Source organism: Paenibacillus sp. p3-SID1389, assembly GCF_025151705.1.
Lineage (GTDB): Bacteria > Bacillota > Bacilli > Paenibacillales > Paenibacillaceae > Fontibacillus > Fontibacillus phoenicis.
Genome location: NZ_JALXVO010000010.1, coordinates 72,874 through 89,509 on the forward strand (window position 1 = coordinate 72,874; position 16,636 = coordinate 89,509).

Below are 16,636 nucleotides of genomic sequence, written 5' to 3' on the forward strand. Positions count from 1 at the left end.
GTCCCAAAAGTCATCGTAGATGACGGAGGGACGTCCCCTTTCTTGTTTCTCTTGCTTATATAAGGTTTAAGCGGAGGCCCCGAGCGCCTCCTCCGTTGCGGAAACCGGCTTGACGAGCGCTTTCTTCTCCCAAGCCCGGCTTCTCCAGCGAAGCAGCATGATCAGTCCGCGCAGCCATTCATCCACGGCAAATGCAATCCATATCCCAAGGAGTCCAATCTCCAGGTGAATGCCCAGCAGGTAGGCCAGCGGAACCGAGACGCCCCACATCGAGCATACGCCCATCAGGACGGGGAACCGCGCATCCCCGGCGGCGCGCAGCGAATTGATGATGACCATATTGAAGGTCCGGCCAGGTTCAAGCACGATCGACAGCAGGAAGATGCTAGCTCCGGTTGCGATAATCGCAGGATCTTCGGTGAACAAACCGATGAGGTCATGGCGGAAGATCGAAGCCGCACCAACAATGGCCAAGGTGAGCAGGAAGCTGATTCGTACGCTTTTCATCAGTCGCTTATAGGCGGCCTTCATCTCCCCTGCTCCAACCATTTGACCGACGATAATCTCTGTCCCTGCCCCAATCGACGCGGCCAGTGCCATAAAATAGTTGGAAATGTTCATCACGTAAACATGCGTATTTAGGGCGGTAATGCTAATCATGTTCACGAAACCCATGATCATCAGGTACTGCGATTGCCAAGCCAGATGCTCTCCCGCCGCCGGCAGCCCAACGCTTAGAATCTGCTTCGCATAAGTCCCGTTCCAAGTCACATAGTCCTTCCCGTGAATCGGAGCAGGAACCCGGCGATACAAAATGAAGAACAGAACAATGATGCCGACAAAACGGCTGACGACGGTCGAGATCGCCGCACCGGTCACGCCCATTTCCGGAAAGCCGAGGTTCCCGAAGATCAGCAGATAGTTGCCGGTGACGTGGAGAAGATTCACGCCCAGCGTTACATACATGACGCTTTTGGTATTGCCGCTCGAACGGATGACCGACGATACTGCGTAAGACAGCGCCTCGATCCACATAAAGCCGCCGATGATCTTCAGATAATGGCTGGCGATGCCAATCTGTTCCTCATTCAGGTTGAGCAACCGCAGGAGCGGCTCTCCAAAGCCAACGAGGACCAGGCTGACGAAGATCCCGAAGATCAGGTTCATCGAAATCGCAAGCGCCGAGACGCGGCTCGCTTCTTTCTCTCGCCCAGCACCGATATACTGGGAGACGGCCACACTCGTCCCGATGCCAACAAATCCAAACATCAGAATGCAGAAATAGATAATCTCATTCGCTAAGCCCACCGCCCCGGTAGCTGTATCGGAAATTCGGCTGAGCATAAACACGTCGACGGTGCCAAGCATCATCCGTAACACCGAATCGATAAAGATCGGCCAGGTCACGGCAAATAGGCTAAGTTTCTTCCATGATGGTATACGTTCAGTTAAAGTCACGTTTTTACAAGCTCCTACTAGGTGAATTCTTTGTCGCCTTCCCTAGTGTAGCTCTCATCAACTCATCCGTCTATGGGAAAAATTATGTTTAGACAAGTTGCCCTAAAGAAAAAAGGTACCCCGTCGGGTGCCAGTTTCGTTTCTTAGGATTTGCTTGGACGACCAGTCAAAGACATCCTTCAAAATCAATACGGCCCGTTGACGAGGAGGCAAAGTCTGCAGAAGCGCGATGAAGCAGAGTTGCAGGGTATCCTTGCGGATGAGCGCCTCCTCGGGATTCTCACCAAAATCAGGGGCCAGCCAAATCCAAGTGGAATCGGGCAACGTCTCCCGAGGTTCCACGATGGAGCTCGCCGGATCGGACAGATCGACGGGAAGCACCCGACGTTTCGCTTGCCTCAGTTTATCCAGACAGAGGTTGGAGGCGATCCGATAGATCCATGTCTTCGGCGAGGATTCCTGCCGGAACGAGCTCCAGCTGGAAAAAAGTGAGGAACCTTTAATTATATTCTTTTCCCCCTCCCGAATCCCTTTCAGAGGAAGGTCCCCTTCCACAAATTATTTAAAATTTTCGTTACTTGGTTGCTCTCCCAAAAAAAGAGCACCTCACCCGAAATCTGGTGCCTACTCATCAGATGACCGGATTGTTAGAATGAAAGCGTTCTCTCATGTAAGTAAGTATTTTCCTTGGTGTGCATAGGTTGGGAGGATGAGAATAATAAAGGGAGGGTATTTATGAAACGGACTCACTTTGCAGAAAGGCGGCTCGCTCGAAACGTATTCAGCTTCTCCTGGCGGTCATCATGGCAGTTGGCGTCAGTTTCGTGCCGACGCCGAAGGCTCAGGCAGCAGGGACAACGATTACTTCGATGAGCTACTTCTCACCGGCAGACGGGCCGGTCATCACCAAGTCGGGGGTCGGACAAGCGAGCTACGGCTTTGTTATGCCTATTTTTAATGGCGGTTCGGCTACCTGGAGCGATGTGGTGCAGGATTTAGGCGTCAAAGTGAAAGTTAATGGCAACTGGGTCGACATCGACAGTGTCAGCAGCTTTGTCTACAACCAGAACTGGGGGCACTGGAGTGACAGCGGCTTTAACGGTTATTGGTTCGTCCTTTCCGCAACCACAGAGATTCAACTGTACTCCAGAGCAAACGGGGTTACGCTTAATTACACTCTCGTCTTTCAAAATATCAACAAAACCACGATCACGGCGATGACACCAACGCAAGGTCCGGTTATTACCGCAGGATTTACGGGCGGGGCTGGCTTCACCTATCCCGTATTCAATAACGATCCGGCCATTCCTTATGCCGCGGTTGCCGACGATTTGAAGGTGTATGTGAAGCCGGTGAACAGCAGCACCTGGATCGACATCGACAACAATCCGGCCAGCGGCTGGATCTATGACCAGAACTTCGGCCAATTTACCGAGGGCGGCGGCGGTTACTGGTTTAACGTCACGGAATCCATCAACGTGAAATTGGAATCGAAAACTTCGTCAGCGAACCTCGTGTATACGATTATTTTTAATGAACCGGTAAGAAATTCGTACACCCTGACGCCTTATGAGGGAACCACATTCACCGCGAATGAAAGCGGCGCTATTGGGCTGCCGCTGCCGAAAATTGACGGAGGTGCCCCAATCGCTTCGGAGTTGGAGAACTTCGTTTATCAAATCAATGTCAACGGCCAGTGGGCGGACCTCGCGGATTCCAGCCAAAGCGGATTCGTCTATTCCGCGAATGGTTACAATAACCTGTCCAGCGCCAATCAATGGGGCTATTGGGCCGACTATATTTATGGCCTGTGGTTCCAGCCGATCCAGCAGGATATGCAAATCCGTATCGGATATCCTCTAAACGGGGAAAAGGGCGGTAACGTTGGCAACAACTACGTCACTTATACCTTCATCGGCAATCCGAACGCCCCGCGGCCGGATGATTCCGACCAAGCGGATATTCCGCTCAGCACGCCAAGCAACCCGAACATTGATGGTCTGACGCTCATCTGGCAAGACGAATTTGACGGCTCTCAGCTGGATACGAGCAAATGGAATTATGAATTGGGCTACTACCTGAATGACGATCCCGGCACTTGGGGTTGGGGCAATGCGGAGCTGCAGCATTACACGAACAGCCCGCAAAATGTCTTCGTTCAAGACGGGAAACTCAACATCCGGGCCTTAAACGATCCGAAATCGTTCCCGCAGGATCCGAACCGCTATGCGCAATACTCTTCCGGTAAAGTAAACACCAAGGATCACTTCTCGTTCAAATACGGCCGTGTGGATTTCCGTGCGAAGCTGCCTACGGGGAACGGCATTTGGCCGGCGCTGTGGATGCTGCCGCAGGATCAAGCTTACGGAACCTGGGCCGCTTCCGGCGAAATCGACGTGATGGAAGCCAGAGGGCGTCTGCCCGGCAAGACTTCCGGCGCGATTCATTTCGGCGGACAATGGCCGGCCAATACACATCTCTCGGGCGAATACAACTTCCCGTCCGGGCAAACCATCGCCAATGACTTCCATGTCTACTCCGTCGTTTGGGAAGAGGACAACATCAAATGGTACGTGGACGGCAAGTTCTTCTTCAAAACAACCCGGGATCAATGGTATTCCACGGCCGCGCCAAACAACCCGAACGCGCCTTTCGATCAGTCGTTCTATCTCATCATGAACCTGGCGATCGGCGGAAACTTCGACGGCGGCATCGCTCCAGGCCCCGGCGATATCCCGGCCACGATGCAAGTCGATTATGTGCGTGTCTATGGCAATGGCGGCGGCGGTCAGAATCCCGGAAACCCGGGAGATCCGGGCACACCCTCCACGATTGTGATCGGCGATCAGGTGAAGGGGCTGAAGAAAACCGGCGATAACCTGCTGTTCTATGTCAACGGAGCTACTTTTGCGGATCTGCACTATAAGATCAATGACGGTGTGCAACTCAATGTCGCCATGACCCCGGCGGGGAATGGCAACTATACCTATGCGGTAAACAACCTGAGCCAAGGGGATGTGGTGGAGTATTTCTTCACCTATAACCCTGGGCAAGGGGCGCTGGATACTCCATGGCAAACCTACATTCATGGGGTTACACAAGGAACGCCGGAATAAACCGGTGAGACTGCTCAATAGCCAATCATCAATACTAGGGCTCCCTATCCGGGGCCCTGGTTCTCTTTTTGCATGCGTACGAAGTTCGTCGAATACAATAAATGGGATTTGGGGGATTATCTAAACAGTGAGCCGCCTTATATTTCGAGCCGCTTACGCTTTGATGTCACGCCCAAGGGGCAATTTCTGGGTCTACCTGTCAATGGCAGAAGTGTGTTGCTCTATGAAAATGTCATTTACAAGTACGAAGACGGGAAAATCAAGCAGGTGTGGTCCGTCATCGACAAAGCGGCGATTGAAGCTCAAATTTTTGATCCCGCTCCCTTGTCGCGGAAGATGAAAAAGGCCGCTCACGTTGAACGGCCTTCCTTTCAGCTTTTTTTAATACTCGCCCTTAATCACGAAGAACGAGCCCCGGATCGTACCAGCCAATTTCGACTTCTGTCGGGCAAACTTAAACTTCTTCTCCTCCAGTTCCTTAGGGACCTCCATCCCTTCAGACAGCTTAAATCCCACGGCCCGCTTCTTCGGATCGTCCAAGGTGTACATGACGTTAACCCCTAAGCCATCCTCATAGAAGACGAACGCCCACCGGATGTTTTCCACTTGAAAAAACGACGTTTCTAACGGCTTCGCCGAGAACTCGATCCCCCGTTCTTCTTTTAATATCCGGTTCACATAATCCAGGGTTTCCTGGCTTTCGCTGGCCGGTTCAACCGTAAACACATGCTTATATTTGTTCATAAAATAACGCGCCTCATTGGCTCGCAGCCCGGCTAACGCCTCTGCTGCAGGAGAGGATTCTAAACCGATGGTGGATACATTTTTGAAATCAACGACATAGGACATGCTTAACCCTCCTCTTCTTCTCTATTTCCTTACGACGGGGATCCACATTTCTCTCACGACGCGACCATTCTCTTGCTCCATCAATACCGAGGCGTTTGGCCCACCAACATAAGCGACATGATTCAATTCCGGCAGGACTTGGCCAAAAGCGATCCCCGCCAGCTGATTACTGAATTCATCCGCCGTTGTGCCTTCCCCTTTGACAATCAGGTACTCCCCCTTCGGGAATTGAATGACCCGAGAGTCTTCCGAGTCCGGCAGCGTTTCGCGGCTCAATACGCCGACGTAATACATCATTTTGTTATTGACCGCTTCATTTACGGCAAAGACGTAGTCGTTCTCCGCGATCGCTTTAAGCTGATCGAGTCGGCCGTCCTCGGTGACGGCTTGCCAGAAGCTCGACTTTTCCTTGTTGATGCCGGCGAAATCCGTGTAATGACTTTTTAATTCCGTACCCAGCCCAAATACCGTAAAGCTATCCTTCTCTTCCAAAACATAATTTGCCATGTTTCAAAACCTACTCTCATTTAAAATTTGTTTTCTGTTCTTGATGGGTTTATCATAACTTTAAATCATGTCAAAAAATGAACCTGTTTAGGAGTCCCGATGAAAAAAGTTGAACGGATTAACACCATCATGCGCTATATCAACAACCGGTCCCAACAGATAGAACACGCTGTCCCGAGGGCAGCTCGAAAACGAGTCGCCGTCCAAATCCGAGTAGGGATTGGGGACGGCGATATTTTTTAGGTGGCTGTGAGAAACCCATTGTATAGTTAAGCCCAGCTTCCTTATGCTATACTATATTTTCCGTATCCAGTTGAAAATGGGTGATACGGGGTATTCTTATAGTGATTGCCGCTTAGGGAGGATATGACAGCATGACGGATTTAACCAAACAACAAGTGGTGGAGAGCGTTCCGCAACGAGGATTTTTTGGACATCCCAAGGGATTGTTCACTCTGTTCTTCACGGAGTTTTGGGAGCGGTTCTCCTATTATGGAATGAAAGCCATTCTGACCTACTACATGTATTACGAATTGAGTCGAGGCGGACTTGGCATGGAGGAGAGCGTGGCTCTCGCCATTATGTCCATTTACGGCTCCCTGGTGTACATGTCCGGCATTATTGGCGGTTGGTTCGCGGATCGGATCTTCGGTGAGTCGAAAGCGGTATTTTACGGCGGCATCCTCATTATGTTGGGGCACATCGCCTTGGCGATCCCGGAAAGCGTCCCCTTATTTTTTGTGTCCATGGTGCTCATCGTCTTGGGGACAGGCTTGCTGAAGCCCAACGTATCGAGTGTGGTCGGCGAGCTTTACAGCGAGCATGACCAGCGCCGGGATGCAGGCTTTAGCATCTTCTATATGGGGATCAACCTGGGGGCGTTTATCGCTCCGCTGATCGTAGGTACCGTCGGCCTGGATTACAATTTCCACCTGGGCTTCGGCATTGCCGCCGTGGGGATGTTCCTTGGACTTGCTATTTTTGTCTTAACTCGAAAAAGAAATCTCGGCCTCGCCGGCACGATCGTTCCTAGCCCGCTTTCACCGGCGGAACGCAGGAAAGTGTTCCTGCAAATCGGCCTCGGCGTATTGCTTCTTGCGGTGATCGTCGCCATTACCATCCCGCCCGGTTGGTTAACCTTCGATTCGTTTATCGTGATCATCGGCATCCTGGGGCTCTTGGTCCCCACTGCCTATTTTGTGGCCATGTACCGCAGTCCACGAACGAGCAAGGTGGAGCGCTCCAGACTGATCGCGTATATTCCGCTGTTTATTGCGGCAATCATGTTCTGGGCGATTCAAGAACAAGGGTCTACCATCCTGGCGAACTATGCAGATAAGCGGACGCAATTGGATTATGCCGGATTTCATATTTCGCCGGCTTGGTTCCAATCGTTAAACCCTTTATTTATTATTACCCTGGCCCCTGTCTTTGCCTGGTTCTGGCTCAAGCTGGGCAAGCGGCAGCCTTCGATTCCAAAGAAATTCGCTTTGGGCTTGTTGTTCGCCGGCTTATCATTCCTGGTGATCCTTTTGCCGGCTTACTTTGGCGGCGAGAATTCCTTGGTGAATCCGCTATGGCTCGTGCTGAGTTATTTCATCGTTGTGCTGGGAGAGTTGTGCTTGTCTCCGGTAGGGCTGTCGGCGACGACCAAATTGGCGCCTTCCGCCTTCTCCGCCCAGACCATGAGCTTATGGTTCTTGTCCAGTGCGGCAGCCCAATCAATCAATGCGCAAGTGGTTAAATTCTATTCGCCTGCCACAGAAATGGCGTACTTTGGGGTCATTGGAGGAGCGGCCATTGTCCTCGGCATCCTGCTCTTCGCTTTCTCCTCGAAAATTCAGGGGTTTATGAAGGGAATCCATTAAAAATAAACCACGCAAAATTACAAAAACGGCGATTCTCCAAGAACGGAGGATCGCCGTTTGCGTGCATTGACCTACCCCAATCCCTTCACGCTCGTCCGTATGTTCAAAAACATAATGAGGGCGAAAAGACATAAATCCGATCACTTGCTCTCGATCCAGTACCAGCAAAAACGCTTGTTCCTTTAACCTTTCAAAGTATCACTTCAGTAAAGTGGTTGCCGCTGCGCCAGCGGTCAGATCGGACTGGTAGGTATGCTCACGAGCGGATAAGGGCGGGATAAATTCATGATCGTAACGGCACAGCAAGTCCCATACCCCTTCCAGGAGAGCGGGGTCCGTCAGCAAAGTGGGTTCACTCCTCTAGAGTTCCTAAGATGTATTTATCTATCATACTTTATCCTTTGAAACCTTTGGCGATTAAACATCGTTTGAATTTCATCCTCCGCGGCTGCAGACCATCTGTAACAACAAATAGAGCTATCCCTAGAGGGATAGCCCTTGACCTTCATTATAACATTCTGGAGGCGGACACGCTGGAATGCGCCGGATGCGACTTCAACGCCTCAGCCGTTTCAAAGGAATGGATGCAATCCAGAGCAAGCAGCTTATCGAATACCCGAAGCAGATCCTTTGAGCGCGGCTTATGCAGCTTGATTCGCAGCGTTCGTACGCCTTCATCTTCTTGATCATCGTTAGGAGCGTCTAAGGACATATGCACAATGAGCAGTCCCTCCTGCTCGAACAATTCCGCAACCTTAGCGACGCCGCCCTCCTTATTCAGGATCCGAACGGTCACTTCATTTCGGCTGCGTTTGTTATGGAAGCTCTTCTCAAACTTATTGAGCAGCACCAGAATAATAATGACCAGTACTGTCACAAGCACCGCTCCAAAAAAGAAGCCCGCCCCTACACATAAGCCAATCGCTGCCACAACCCAAATGGAGGCCGCCGTCGTTAACCCTGAAATACTGGAGCCGTTGCGAATGATAGCCCCCGCGCCCAGGAAGCCGATGCCGGATACCACTTGAGCAGCCAGCCGCGCCGGGTCCATCCGAACGTTATATTCGTTGGAAAAGTCGCCAAACCCATAAATGGACAGCAGCATAATCATCGTTGACCCTACGCAGACCAGAATATGCGTACGGAAACCGGCTGCATGGTTATGCCATTCCCGTTCTAACCCAATCAAGCCGCCTAACAGAAGCGAAATCACGATTCGCAGCGATAAGTCCACATAGGAAATATTCCACAAACCCGCGTCAATCAGCTTCATCGCAAAGACATCCCCTTATCTACTCGTGATGGTCACTACAACGGTGACACCTCGGCGATCACGGGATAATGATCCGAAGGATATCGTCCTTCATATAGCTCTCGATCGACCCTAACGTTCTGGATCTGCAAGTCAGGGGATACGAAGATATAATCAATCGGCTCTCCGGATTCGCCACCTAAAAAGTGATGAACCGTCGCCCCCACTTCCTTCTTCTCTTGCTGCAGAACGGAATAAGCATTTCGATATCCCTCCTGCTCCAATCCCGTAATGACAGCGTTTGCCGGTTCAACGTTAAAATCGCCCGTTAACACGACCGGAAGACCCGTCTGCGTACGAAATTCCTTCATTCGCTCTCGAATTAATTCCATACCTTTCTGTTGAGCTTCTTCACTAATATGGTCTAAATGCGTATTAAACGCAGCAAATTCAGCGCCCGTCTGCGACTTAAACGTCACCCAAGTGCACATGCGCGGGTGGGAAGTGCTCCAGCTTCTCGCACCTAACTCCTCCGGGGTTTCCGATAAACTGAAATGCCCCGCCTTTCCTACAGTCCAATTCTTCTTTTTATACAGAATGGCAGCATATTCGCCTTTGTTCCCGCCTTCCCGGCCTTCTCCAATCCAAGCATATTCCGGAAGTAACGGCTCCAAGTCCGTAAGCATGTCATGTAGACCCTCTTGAATGCCAATGATGTCCGCATCATGGCGTTTAATCACTTCAGCCACCGCCTTCGTACGATACGGCCATGCATTCTCCCCGTCTGACGCCACATTCAGTCTTAAGTTAAAAGTCATAATTTTCGCAAACATTGATTTCCTCCACTTCTGGGAACATCCACGCCAGATTCTAGTGATGCTTATTTATCTTTATTACCTCTACCGTAAACAAAGTACATCGTAATTCCAGACATGATCATCAACACGACAGAATAAACCAGTGACATCGCACGCGCCGCAACCCCTGCTTCTGCGTCCGTACTGCTCTTGATCACAATTCCCAGTGTCTGATACACGGGGTGATATAAGAAAACGGTCAAATCGTAGTCGTCCAATATTTTAATAAAGTTTAACGCAAGGACAGCGAGGGTGGACGGCAAGATGATCGGCAGCAGTACCTTTCTGAAGGTATAAAACGATTTGGCCCCCAGGTTCTTGGAAGCATCCTCTAAGTTGCTGTCCAAACTAAAGAAAGAGGCTTTGACCATTCGCATCGTAAACGGGATGTGGATGATGACATAACCAATCAATAGCATCCAAAGCGTACCGGTAAGTACCGTGTTCCCCGTCACTAAGCGCGGCACATTATAAGTGACCACCAAGCCAATGGCAATCAGCGTGGACGGCAGAACCCATGGAATCAGCAAGGAGTATTCCAGCGCTGCTGCCAGCTTGCTATTCTTGTGTTTGTGCAGGATTCTGGATGCAAATAATGCAAGGGCCACCACTACTACTGACGCTGCCGCAGCATACAAAATACTTACCAAGTAAGGCTTAAACGCGCTCATCGTGGTAAACAATCTGCCGTAATTCTCCAGCGTAAAGCTATCGAAATGAATCGTCGATGTAGCAATGCTTTGGGAATCGGTAAATGAGAAGATGACAATTAAGGTTACCGGAATTAAGTAAATCACAAATAACACATACCCGATCAAGTGAGTGATGAAGTTACCGAACTTATGATTAATCTTTTGTTTGACCAATACGGATTTGACTTTAGACACGGACATATAATTGCCTTGTTTCTCAAACCGGATCATGATCGATAGCAAGATAATCGTTGCTAGGCCTAGAACAAGGGCCAGTAATGCGGCCAGATCCTTAGACGTTGAACTCTTCGAGAACGTCAAGATCATAGGCGTAATCGTCTGGAATTCCGTACCGCCGAGAATAAGCGGAGCCGACATCGCCCCAAGTCCTGTAAGGAAGGTGAGGATCGTCAGAGCAAAGATCGTTGGCTTTAATACGGGCAGCACAACCCGCCGCAAAATATAAAAGGTAGACGCCCCCATGCCTCTAGCGGCTTCAATGGTTTGAAAATCCACCTTGCGGATGGCGTTCCCCAAAAACAAGATGTGATTCGAGGTACAGGCGAACGTCATTACAAAGAGAACAGCCCAGTACCCATGAAACCAGCCTGTGTTAAAAGCCGGAAAGAGAGCGGATAACACTTTCGTGATAAATCCATTTTCGCCATAAGCAAACTTGTAACTCGATGCTACAACAACCCCGTGGTACAACAAGGTGGTAAAGAAACCTAGCTTTAAAATTTTCGCTCCCTTAATCTGAAAATACTCCGTTAGCAGGACTAACGTAATCCCAACAACATTCACCGTAATCACTAGGGAGATCGCTAATATAAAACTGTTGGATAAGCTGGACATCGCACGTTTCGATGACAAGAGCTTGTGAACGGCATCCAGCGAGAAGCTTCCATTTTTGAAGAAGATCTCATAATAAATGTTCAGGTTCGGGTAAATGAGAAAAGCGATAATGAACCAGGCCAGCAGGACATATAATAGAAGCTGTCCATAATGAATGGATCGGAATCTGTGCTTTAACGTTTGTACGCTCAATTCCCTCCCTCCGTCCGATCATATTGCATAATATCCGCAGGTCGAATGTACACTTCGGTTTCCGTTCCGACCTCATACCCCACATGACCGCTTTCCTTTTCGATCGTCTTTAGCAAACTGCCGCCCGCCATTTCCAGCACATACTTGCTATAGAGTCCGTAAAATTCCCGATCCACGACCTTCGCCTTCAGGCGCACAACATCGCTGCCTGACACGGGCGATAGATTCACCTTCTCATTGCGGATATAGGCAACTTTGTTCCGTGGAACGAACTCCTTTAAGGGGCTGTTAGCGATCAATCCCGGATCCAACTTATTAATGTCGCCGATAAAATTACATACAAACTCGGTTTTAGATGAATTGTAGATCTCATAAGGCGTACCCACTTGTTCCAGAATCCCATTATTGAAAACGGCGATCCGGTCGGATAACGTTAACGCTTCCTCCTGATCATGGGTCACATAGATGGTTGTGATGCCAAACTGCTTTTGCAATTCCTTCAATTCATTTCTGAGCTGGACGCGCAGCTTCGCATCCAGATTCGACAACGGCTCATCCAAGGCCAAAATCGACGGCTTTAATACGAGTGCTCTGGCAATCGCTACACGCTGCTGCTGCCCGCCCGATAAATCCGATACACGCTTATGCAATTGTTCTTCCTTTAAGTCGACCTTACGCGCAATGTCTCGGACCTCCTGGTCGATCTCGGACTTTGATGCTTTCTTGACGCGCTTGCCGAAGGCAATATTTTCGTATACCGTCATCGTCGGAAATAACGCATAACTTTGGAACACCATACCGATTCCGCGTTTTTCAATCGGAGCATGTGTAATCTCTTTGTCGTTTAATAGAATGCTGCCGCCAGATGGGGTGATGAAACCGGCAAGACTTCGAAGAATGGTAGTTTTACCACAGCCTGAAGGGCCTAAAAAGGTGAAAAATTCCCCCTCGTTGATTTTCAGATTAAAGTTCTTAATGGCATGGAAATCTCCAAAATGAATTTGTATATCCTGAAATGTGATCATCACGTTCACCTTTTCTATTTAGGTTGTTGTAAGAAAGAACTGCATAGCCTGAACTAGCGCTATGCAGTTCCCCATCCATGCTGTTTAGTTCATGATTTGCAATTCAATTTTCTCTGCCCAGGCATCCAGATGTTCTGCAATGAAGCCCCAATCCAACGGCTGCGCCTTCAACTCGGCAAACATAGCTTTAGCTGAATCCGGAGCTTGTTCGGCTGCTTCTGCGATAACGGGCATTGCATTAAATTCCTTCGCAAAGGCTCCTTGCATTTCAGCGCTGCCAAACCACTCCACAAACCGTTCTGCCGTATCCTGCTTCTTCGTGCCATTAACAATGGCGATATGTTCGACAACCATAGGGACACCAATTTCAGGAATGACATAACCTGTTTTGACGCCGTATTCTTGTTCTCGCTTGGCGCGTTCGCCGGATACGATCGTTCCGATGGGAACTTTTCCGCTGGCCATATTCGCATACAGCTCCTCGCCTTCAATGACCGGAAGCCCATTATCGTAGAGTTGCTTTAACGCGTCCCAACCTGCATCAGAAATGCCCAGGTCTCCATTGGCGTCTTGATGGGGCGACAAAATCCCTGCGACAACCAGACGCATGGTAGCTCTATCAAGTCGGGTAGGCGCTTCATATTTCCCTTTAAACGCTTCGTTGGTATATAAGTCAGTCCAATCTTTCGGAGCCGTCTCCGGGGTATACATGTCCGCATTATAGCCAATCAGAATCGCTTGTTTTACGAGGCCATGATAGTAGCCTTCCAGATCGTTTAAGCCCTCGTCAACTTGCGAAGCCCACTGCGGGACGTATTTCGTTAGAACTTCCTCTTTCTTCAGATTTTCATAGAAAATATTATTTAAGCCGAATACCACGTCAGCAATCGGGTTATTCTTCTCTGCAATCAAGCGATTGGTTAAATCCGCACCGCCTGCACCCACGATTTCAATATCAAATCCCGCTTTTTTCGCTTGCTCCGTCCACCACTCACCGCGGCCGTCCGAATTTGAATTGGTATATACGATCAATTTCTCATTTTTGACCTGGCTCCCCGAATTTTCGCCGGATTCCGCCGAGTTTCCGCCGGCATTTCCACTATTATTACTTCCGCAGGCCGTGATGACTAAACAGCTAAGCACCACCATTGCCAACGCTTTCATCATTTTCGACATCTCATACTCTCTCCTTATCAAGTGATAATAAGTGGCTTCGATCGAAGACCGATTTCCTTTCAACAATGTTCGTTTGTATTTTGATCGTGAGATGTTGTTCCTTCGAATGATTGATACGCTTCATGAGCAGATCTACGGCTGCTGCGGCAAGCCGATCTGTATCTTGACGAACTGTAGTTAATGGGATGGGTGTTAATGCTGAAAGATAAGTATTCGAAAATCCAACGATAGACAGCTTCTCCGGGACGGATATGTTCATATGAAGTGCAGAAAACAAAGTAGAAATGGCGACTTGGTCGTCCGCACACATGATCGCCGTCATTTGCGGATTGCTTCTAATAAATTCCCCTTGTTCGGCATCATACTCATGAAAGCGGCCCGGTTCACAGCGTTCCGTTCTAAAATGAATATATTCGCTCTTCACCGGAATCCCATGATCAAGCAAAGCTTGAATGTACCCCTGATATCTTTCCTCTCGACTTGTGATGTTCTCAAAAATGTTAGACGAATACCCAATGTCCCGATGACCCTTCGCAATCAAATACTGTGCCATTTCATAGGAGCCTTGAAAATGGTCGTGATAGACGCAATCAAACGGAATCTCACGAAAAATCCGGTCGATGATCACACTTGGAATTTGTTCCGTTTTTAATCGAAGCACTTGATCACTGCAGGTTCGACTTCCCCAAGGAAATAAGATGATTCCGCTGATCCCTGCAGCCACAAGCTCCCGTAAGCATCGGTCTTGGTCGTCTTGGTCGCTGCTAATTTTTAAAATGAGCTCAAATTGATGTTTACGTAACTCATGCTCGACTGCCGAAATGATTCTTGACGTATAATCGGACATGTGGGGAATGATGAGCGCAACTTGTTGATTGACTTTCTTCTCAACCGCAGGTTGTACCGGTTCCTGCAGTCTTTCACTGCTCCCTTCATACCGATTGCCTGAGAGGAACGTGCCTCGTCTCGGCAGACGATAAACTACCCCCTGCTCCACCAGTTGTTCCAAGGCCAATTTACTCGTCATTCGGCTGACGCCAAACAACTTGGCCAGTTCACCCTCTGAGGGTACAGGATCATGCGCTTGAAGTCCCCGGGTCTCGATGATCTCCAGTACTTTCTCCGCGACCTGCAAATACAGCTGTTGTTTCTCCTTCTTGGAAGTGCTTTCAGAACTCATGTCCGGACATTCCTTTATTATTTTTTAGTTGGTAAACCGCGCGTGATCTACCAAGCCATTAGCTTAAGCTGACATAACCATACAATATGTCACTGACACATTCAATGATATTGAGCAAAAGAATTTTGCGGGAAATTATTGCCATTTTGCAAAAATACAACTCTACTATTGTTCGAAAGCCTAGTTTGTTGAAATATGCTAGGGACAAAGTTTTACGATCAGTGACATATTTCAAAGGTAAAAAAAGTACCCTGCACGAAACACTTTGGTTTAAGTGTCCCGTGCAGGGTACCCGGTAATGTGGGATCCCCTTCACTTTTACTGTACGGGTTTACTTAGCGGCGCAGGAGTTCCCTTCTCCGGCTTCTCACTTTCATGACTGGTATCATAATAAGTTTTCATATTCCGTAGCACCGGGAACAGGTGCATCCAGAGCGCGGCCACAACGAGCGTCCCGATTCCGCCGATGACGGTGGCAACCACTGCACCAAGCCAATTGGCCATGGTGCCGGATTCGAATTCGCCGAGCTGGTTCGAGGTTCCGATAAACAGCATGTTGACAGCGTTGACACGCCCCTGCATTACACGAGGCGTATTTAACTGAACCAGCGTAGAACGAATGACGACACTGACCACATCCGATGCGCCGATCAGGAACAGGGCTACCAAAGATAATATGAGATTTTTGGAGACGGCGAACAGCACGGTAGCCAAGCCAAAGATCGCCAGCGAGCTGAACAAATACTTGCTGATCGAATTCTGAATCGAATACCGCGTAAGAACAAGTGACATCAGCAAAGCGCCAACTGCCGGAGCTGTCCGAAGCAATCCGAGTCCCCATGACCCTGCAGGATGTCTTCGGCGAAGATTGGCAGCAGCGCCGTAGCCCCGCCGAGCATAACGGTGAACAGATCAAGCGAGATCGTGCCTAGAAATCGCTTGATGGGTGTATCATAACCATGAATCATGTCAAAAGAGCCCAAATTGCGTTAACGAACTGTAAAAGCTACCGTTAATTTTGGACAATTTCATGGTTTTGTCCAAATTAGCGGTAAATCCTGCTGTTATTTTGATCGAAATCAGCAATTTGGCGAGGAAACATAAAATTTAACGGTAGGTTTTACTTGTAATTGGTGCGGAGAGATCTAACTTGCGAAATTAACGGTAGGTTTTGGAGCTAAATTTAGTTTATCGGAGGTTCGCGGCGGGCTTGCGGAGGAAAAAAGCGACAGAAAAGAGGGGATAAAGAAGTACCACTTCATTCGGCTATTACTACTGTTGGCGAAAAAGTAAAATTATATCTTCGAGGAATTGTAGGTTTAGGTGATGTAATTATTCGAATTATTACTACTCGTGACTCAGAATTATTGAAATCTCAACTTGCTGAACAAGACTTTTTAAATAGATGGAAAAGTAAGCATACAACTACTCCGACGTTGAAATCAAAATATGTACATGAACGTAATGCCCATTTGAAAAGACTAATTCATCAAGTATATTAGTACAGTAGCCTTGCATGAGTTAAATGCTAACATATTCTGATAAAAATTTATCCCTATTTTGTGATACGGTTCGCCACGGCTTCTACGAGGGCAAGTTTTCGGCCATC

At 48.9% G+C, this 16,636-nt stretch carries 15 protein-coding genes and 2 pseudogenes; 3 read left to right on the forward strand and 14 right to left on the reverse strand.

What is annotated here, in order from left to right; all coding sequences use genetic code 11:
* Positions 1-66 precede the first annotated feature (66 nt).
* The 3 genes and pseudogenes from M3G15_RS06565 to M3G15_RS06575 all read right to left on the reverse strand — a co-directional run.
* Positions 67-1,458, reverse strand: a complete 1,392-nt coding sequence (locus M3G15_RS06565; protein ID WP_260070427.1) for an MATE family efflux transporter — start codon at positions 1,456-1,458, stop codon at positions 67-69.
* Positions 1,459-1,560: 102 nt separating this feature from the next.
* Positions 1,561-1,839: a sigma factor-like helix-turn-helix DNA-binding protein gene (locus M3G15_RS06570; RefSeq protein ID WP_232282230.1), complete on the reverse strand. Its 279-nt coding sequence runs from the start codon at positions 1,837-1,839 to the stop codon at positions 1,561-1,563.
* A gap of 12 nt (positions 1,840-1,851) precedes the next feature.
* Positions 1,852-2,013 (reverse strand): annotated as a pseudogene (locus M3G15_RS06575) (sigma factor); the annotation flags it as partial.
* A gap of 248 nt (positions 2,014-2,261) precedes the next feature.
* On the opposite strand from M3G15_RS06575, the gene M3G15_RS06580 reads away from it, so the two are divergent.
* Positions 2,262-4,574, forward strand: coding sequence for a glycoside hydrolase family 16 protein (locus M3G15_RS06580; protein WP_260070428.1), 2,313 nt, complete (start codon positions 2,262-2,264; stop codon positions 4,572-4,574).
* A 72-nt stretch (positions 4,575-4,646) separates the two neighbouring features.
* Positions 4,647-4,871: pseudogene (locus M3G15_RS21635) on the forward strand (ester cyclase); the annotation flags it as partial.
* 84 nt (positions 4,872-4,955) lie between these two features.
* Here M3G15_RS21635 and M3G15_RS06585 read toward each other — a convergent pair.
* Both M3G15_RS06585 and M3G15_RS06590 read right to left on the reverse strand, forming a co-directional pair.
* Positions 4,956-5,423 (reverse strand): phage tail protein, encoded by a 468-nt coding sequence (locus M3G15_RS06585; RefSeq protein ID WP_260070429.1) that lies wholly within the window; start codon positions 5,421-5,423, stop codon positions 4,956-4,958.
* A 21-nt stretch (positions 5,424-5,444) separates the two neighbouring features.
* Positions 5,445-5,930, reverse strand: coding sequence for a GyrI-like domain-containing protein (locus M3G15_RS06590; RefSeq protein WP_260070430.1), 486 nt, complete (start codon positions 5,928-5,930; stop codon positions 5,445-5,447).
* Positions 5,931-6,304: 374 nt separating this feature from the next.
* On the opposite strand from M3G15_RS06590, the gene M3G15_RS06595 reads away from it, so the two are divergent.
* The gene (locus tag M3G15_RS06595) at positions 6,305-7,798 is read left to right on the forward strand and encodes a peptide MFS transporter (protein ID WP_260070431.1); all 1,494 of its coding nucleotides are present in this window, start codon (positions 6,305-6,307) and stop codon (positions 7,796-7,798) included.
* Between the two features lie 198 nt (positions 7,799-7,996).
* Here the strand turns inward: M3G15_RS06595 and M3G15_RS06600 are convergent, their stop codons facing one another.
* The 9 genes from M3G15_RS06600 to M3G15_RS06640 all read right to left on the reverse strand — a co-directional run bounded on the left by M3G15_RS06600 (position 7,997) and on the right by M3G15_RS06640 (position 15,995).
* Positions 7,997-8,143 (reverse strand): hypothetical protein, encoded by a 147-nt coding sequence (locus M3G15_RS06600; protein WP_260070432.1) that lies wholly within the window; start codon positions 8,141-8,143, stop codon positions 7,997-7,999.
* A 163-nt stretch (positions 8,144-8,306) separates the two neighbouring features.
* Entirely contained in the window at positions 8,307-9,071 is a 765-nt protein-coding gene (locus M3G15_RS06605; protein ID WP_009223408.1) for an MgtC/SapB family protein, read from the reverse strand.
* 35 nt (positions 9,072-9,106) lie between these two features.
* On the reverse strand, positions 9,107-9,883 hold the full coding sequence (locus M3G15_RS06610) for an endonuclease/exonuclease/phosphatase family protein (RefSeq protein WP_009223407.1): 777 nt from the start codon (positions 9,881-9,883) through the stop codon (positions 9,107-9,109).
* Positions 9,884-9,930: 47 nt separating this feature from the next.
* On the reverse strand, positions 9,931-11,646 hold the full coding sequence (locus tag M3G15_RS06615) for an ABC transporter permease (RefSeq protein ID WP_260070433.1): 1,716 nt from the start codon (positions 11,644-11,646) through the stop codon (positions 9,931-9,933).
* Complete coding sequence (locus M3G15_RS06620; RefSeq protein WP_260070434.1) at positions 11,643-12,671, reverse strand: ABC transporter ATP-binding protein; 1,029 nt, start codon at positions 12,669-12,671, stop codon at positions 11,643-11,645. Before M3G15_RS06620 ends, M3G15_RS06615 begins: the two co-directional genes overlap by 4 nt.
* Positions 12,672-12,755: 84 nt before the next feature.
* On the reverse strand, positions 12,756-13,847 hold the full coding sequence (locus M3G15_RS06625) for an extracellular solute-binding protein (protein WP_085278915.1): 1,092 nt from the start codon (positions 13,845-13,847) through the stop codon (positions 12,756-12,758).
* Position 13,848: 1 nt separating this feature from the next.
* Complete coding sequence (locus M3G15_RS06630; RefSeq protein WP_260070435.1) at positions 13,849-15,027, reverse strand: GntR family transcriptional regulator; 1,179 nt, start codon at positions 15,025-15,027, stop codon at positions 13,849-13,851.
* Positions 15,028-15,345: 318 nt separating this feature from the next.
* Entirely contained in the window at positions 15,346-15,819 is a 474-nt protein-coding gene (locus M3G15_RS06635; RefSeq protein WP_260070436.1) for an MFS transporter, read from the reverse strand.
* Positions 15,819-15,995 (reverse strand): hypothetical protein, encoded by a 177-nt coding sequence (locus M3G15_RS06640; protein WP_260070437.1) that lies wholly within the window; start codon positions 15,993-15,995, stop codon positions 15,819-15,821. The genes M3G15_RS06635 and M3G15_RS06640 overlap by 1 nt, the downstream gene beginning before the upstream one ends.
* Positions 15,996-16,636 lie beyond the last annotated feature (641 nt).

What these genes read in the sequence shown, in the direction of transcription:
- M3G15_RS06580 (WP_260070428.1), top strand. Translation starts at nt 2,262, where the DNA reads ATGGCAGTTGGCGTCAGTTTCGTGCCGACGCCGAAGGCTCAGGCAGCA.
- M3G15_RS06585 (WP_260070429.1), bottom strand. Translation starts at nt 5,423, where the DNA reads ATGTCCTATGTCGTTGATTTCAAAAATGTATCCACCATCGGTTTAGAA.
- M3G15_RS06590 (WP_260070430.1), bottom strand. Translation starts at nt 5,930, where the DNA reads ATGGCAAATTATGTTTTGGAAGAGAAGGATAGCTTTACGGTATTTGGG.
- M3G15_RS06595 (WP_260070431.1), top strand. Translation starts at nt 6,305, where the DNA reads ATGACGGATTTAACCAAACAACAAGTGGTGGAGAGCGTTCCGCAACGA.
- M3G15_RS06605 (WP_009223408.1), bottom strand. Translation starts at nt 9,071, where the DNA reads ATGAAGCTGATTGACGCGGGTTTGTGGAATATTTCCTATGTGGACTTA.
- M3G15_RS06610 (WP_009223407.1), bottom strand. Translation starts at nt 9,883, where the DNA reads ATGTTTGCGAAAATTATGACTTTTAACTTAAGACTGAATGTGGCGTCA.
- M3G15_RS06620 (WP_260070434.1), bottom strand. Translation starts at nt 12,671, where the DNA reads ATGATCACATTTCAGGATATACAAATTCATTTTGGAGATTTCCATGCC.
- M3G15_RS06625 (WP_085278915.1), bottom strand. Translation starts at nt 13,847, where the DNA reads ATGTCGAAAATGATGAAAGCGTTGGCAATGGTGGTGCTTAGCTGTTTA.
- M3G15_RS06630 (WP_260070435.1), bottom strand. Translation starts at nt 15,027, where the DNA reads ATGAGTTCTGAAAGCACTTCCAAGAAGGAGAAACAACAGCTGTATTTG.
- M3G15_RS06635 (WP_260070436.1), bottom strand. Translation starts at nt 15,819, where the DNA reads ATGTCACTTGTTCTTACGCGGTATTCGATTCAGAATTCGATCAGCAAG.
- M3G15_RS06640 (WP_260070437.1), bottom strand. Translation starts at nt 15,995, where the DNA reads ATGATTCATGGTTATGATACACCCATCAAGCGATTTCTAGGCACGATC.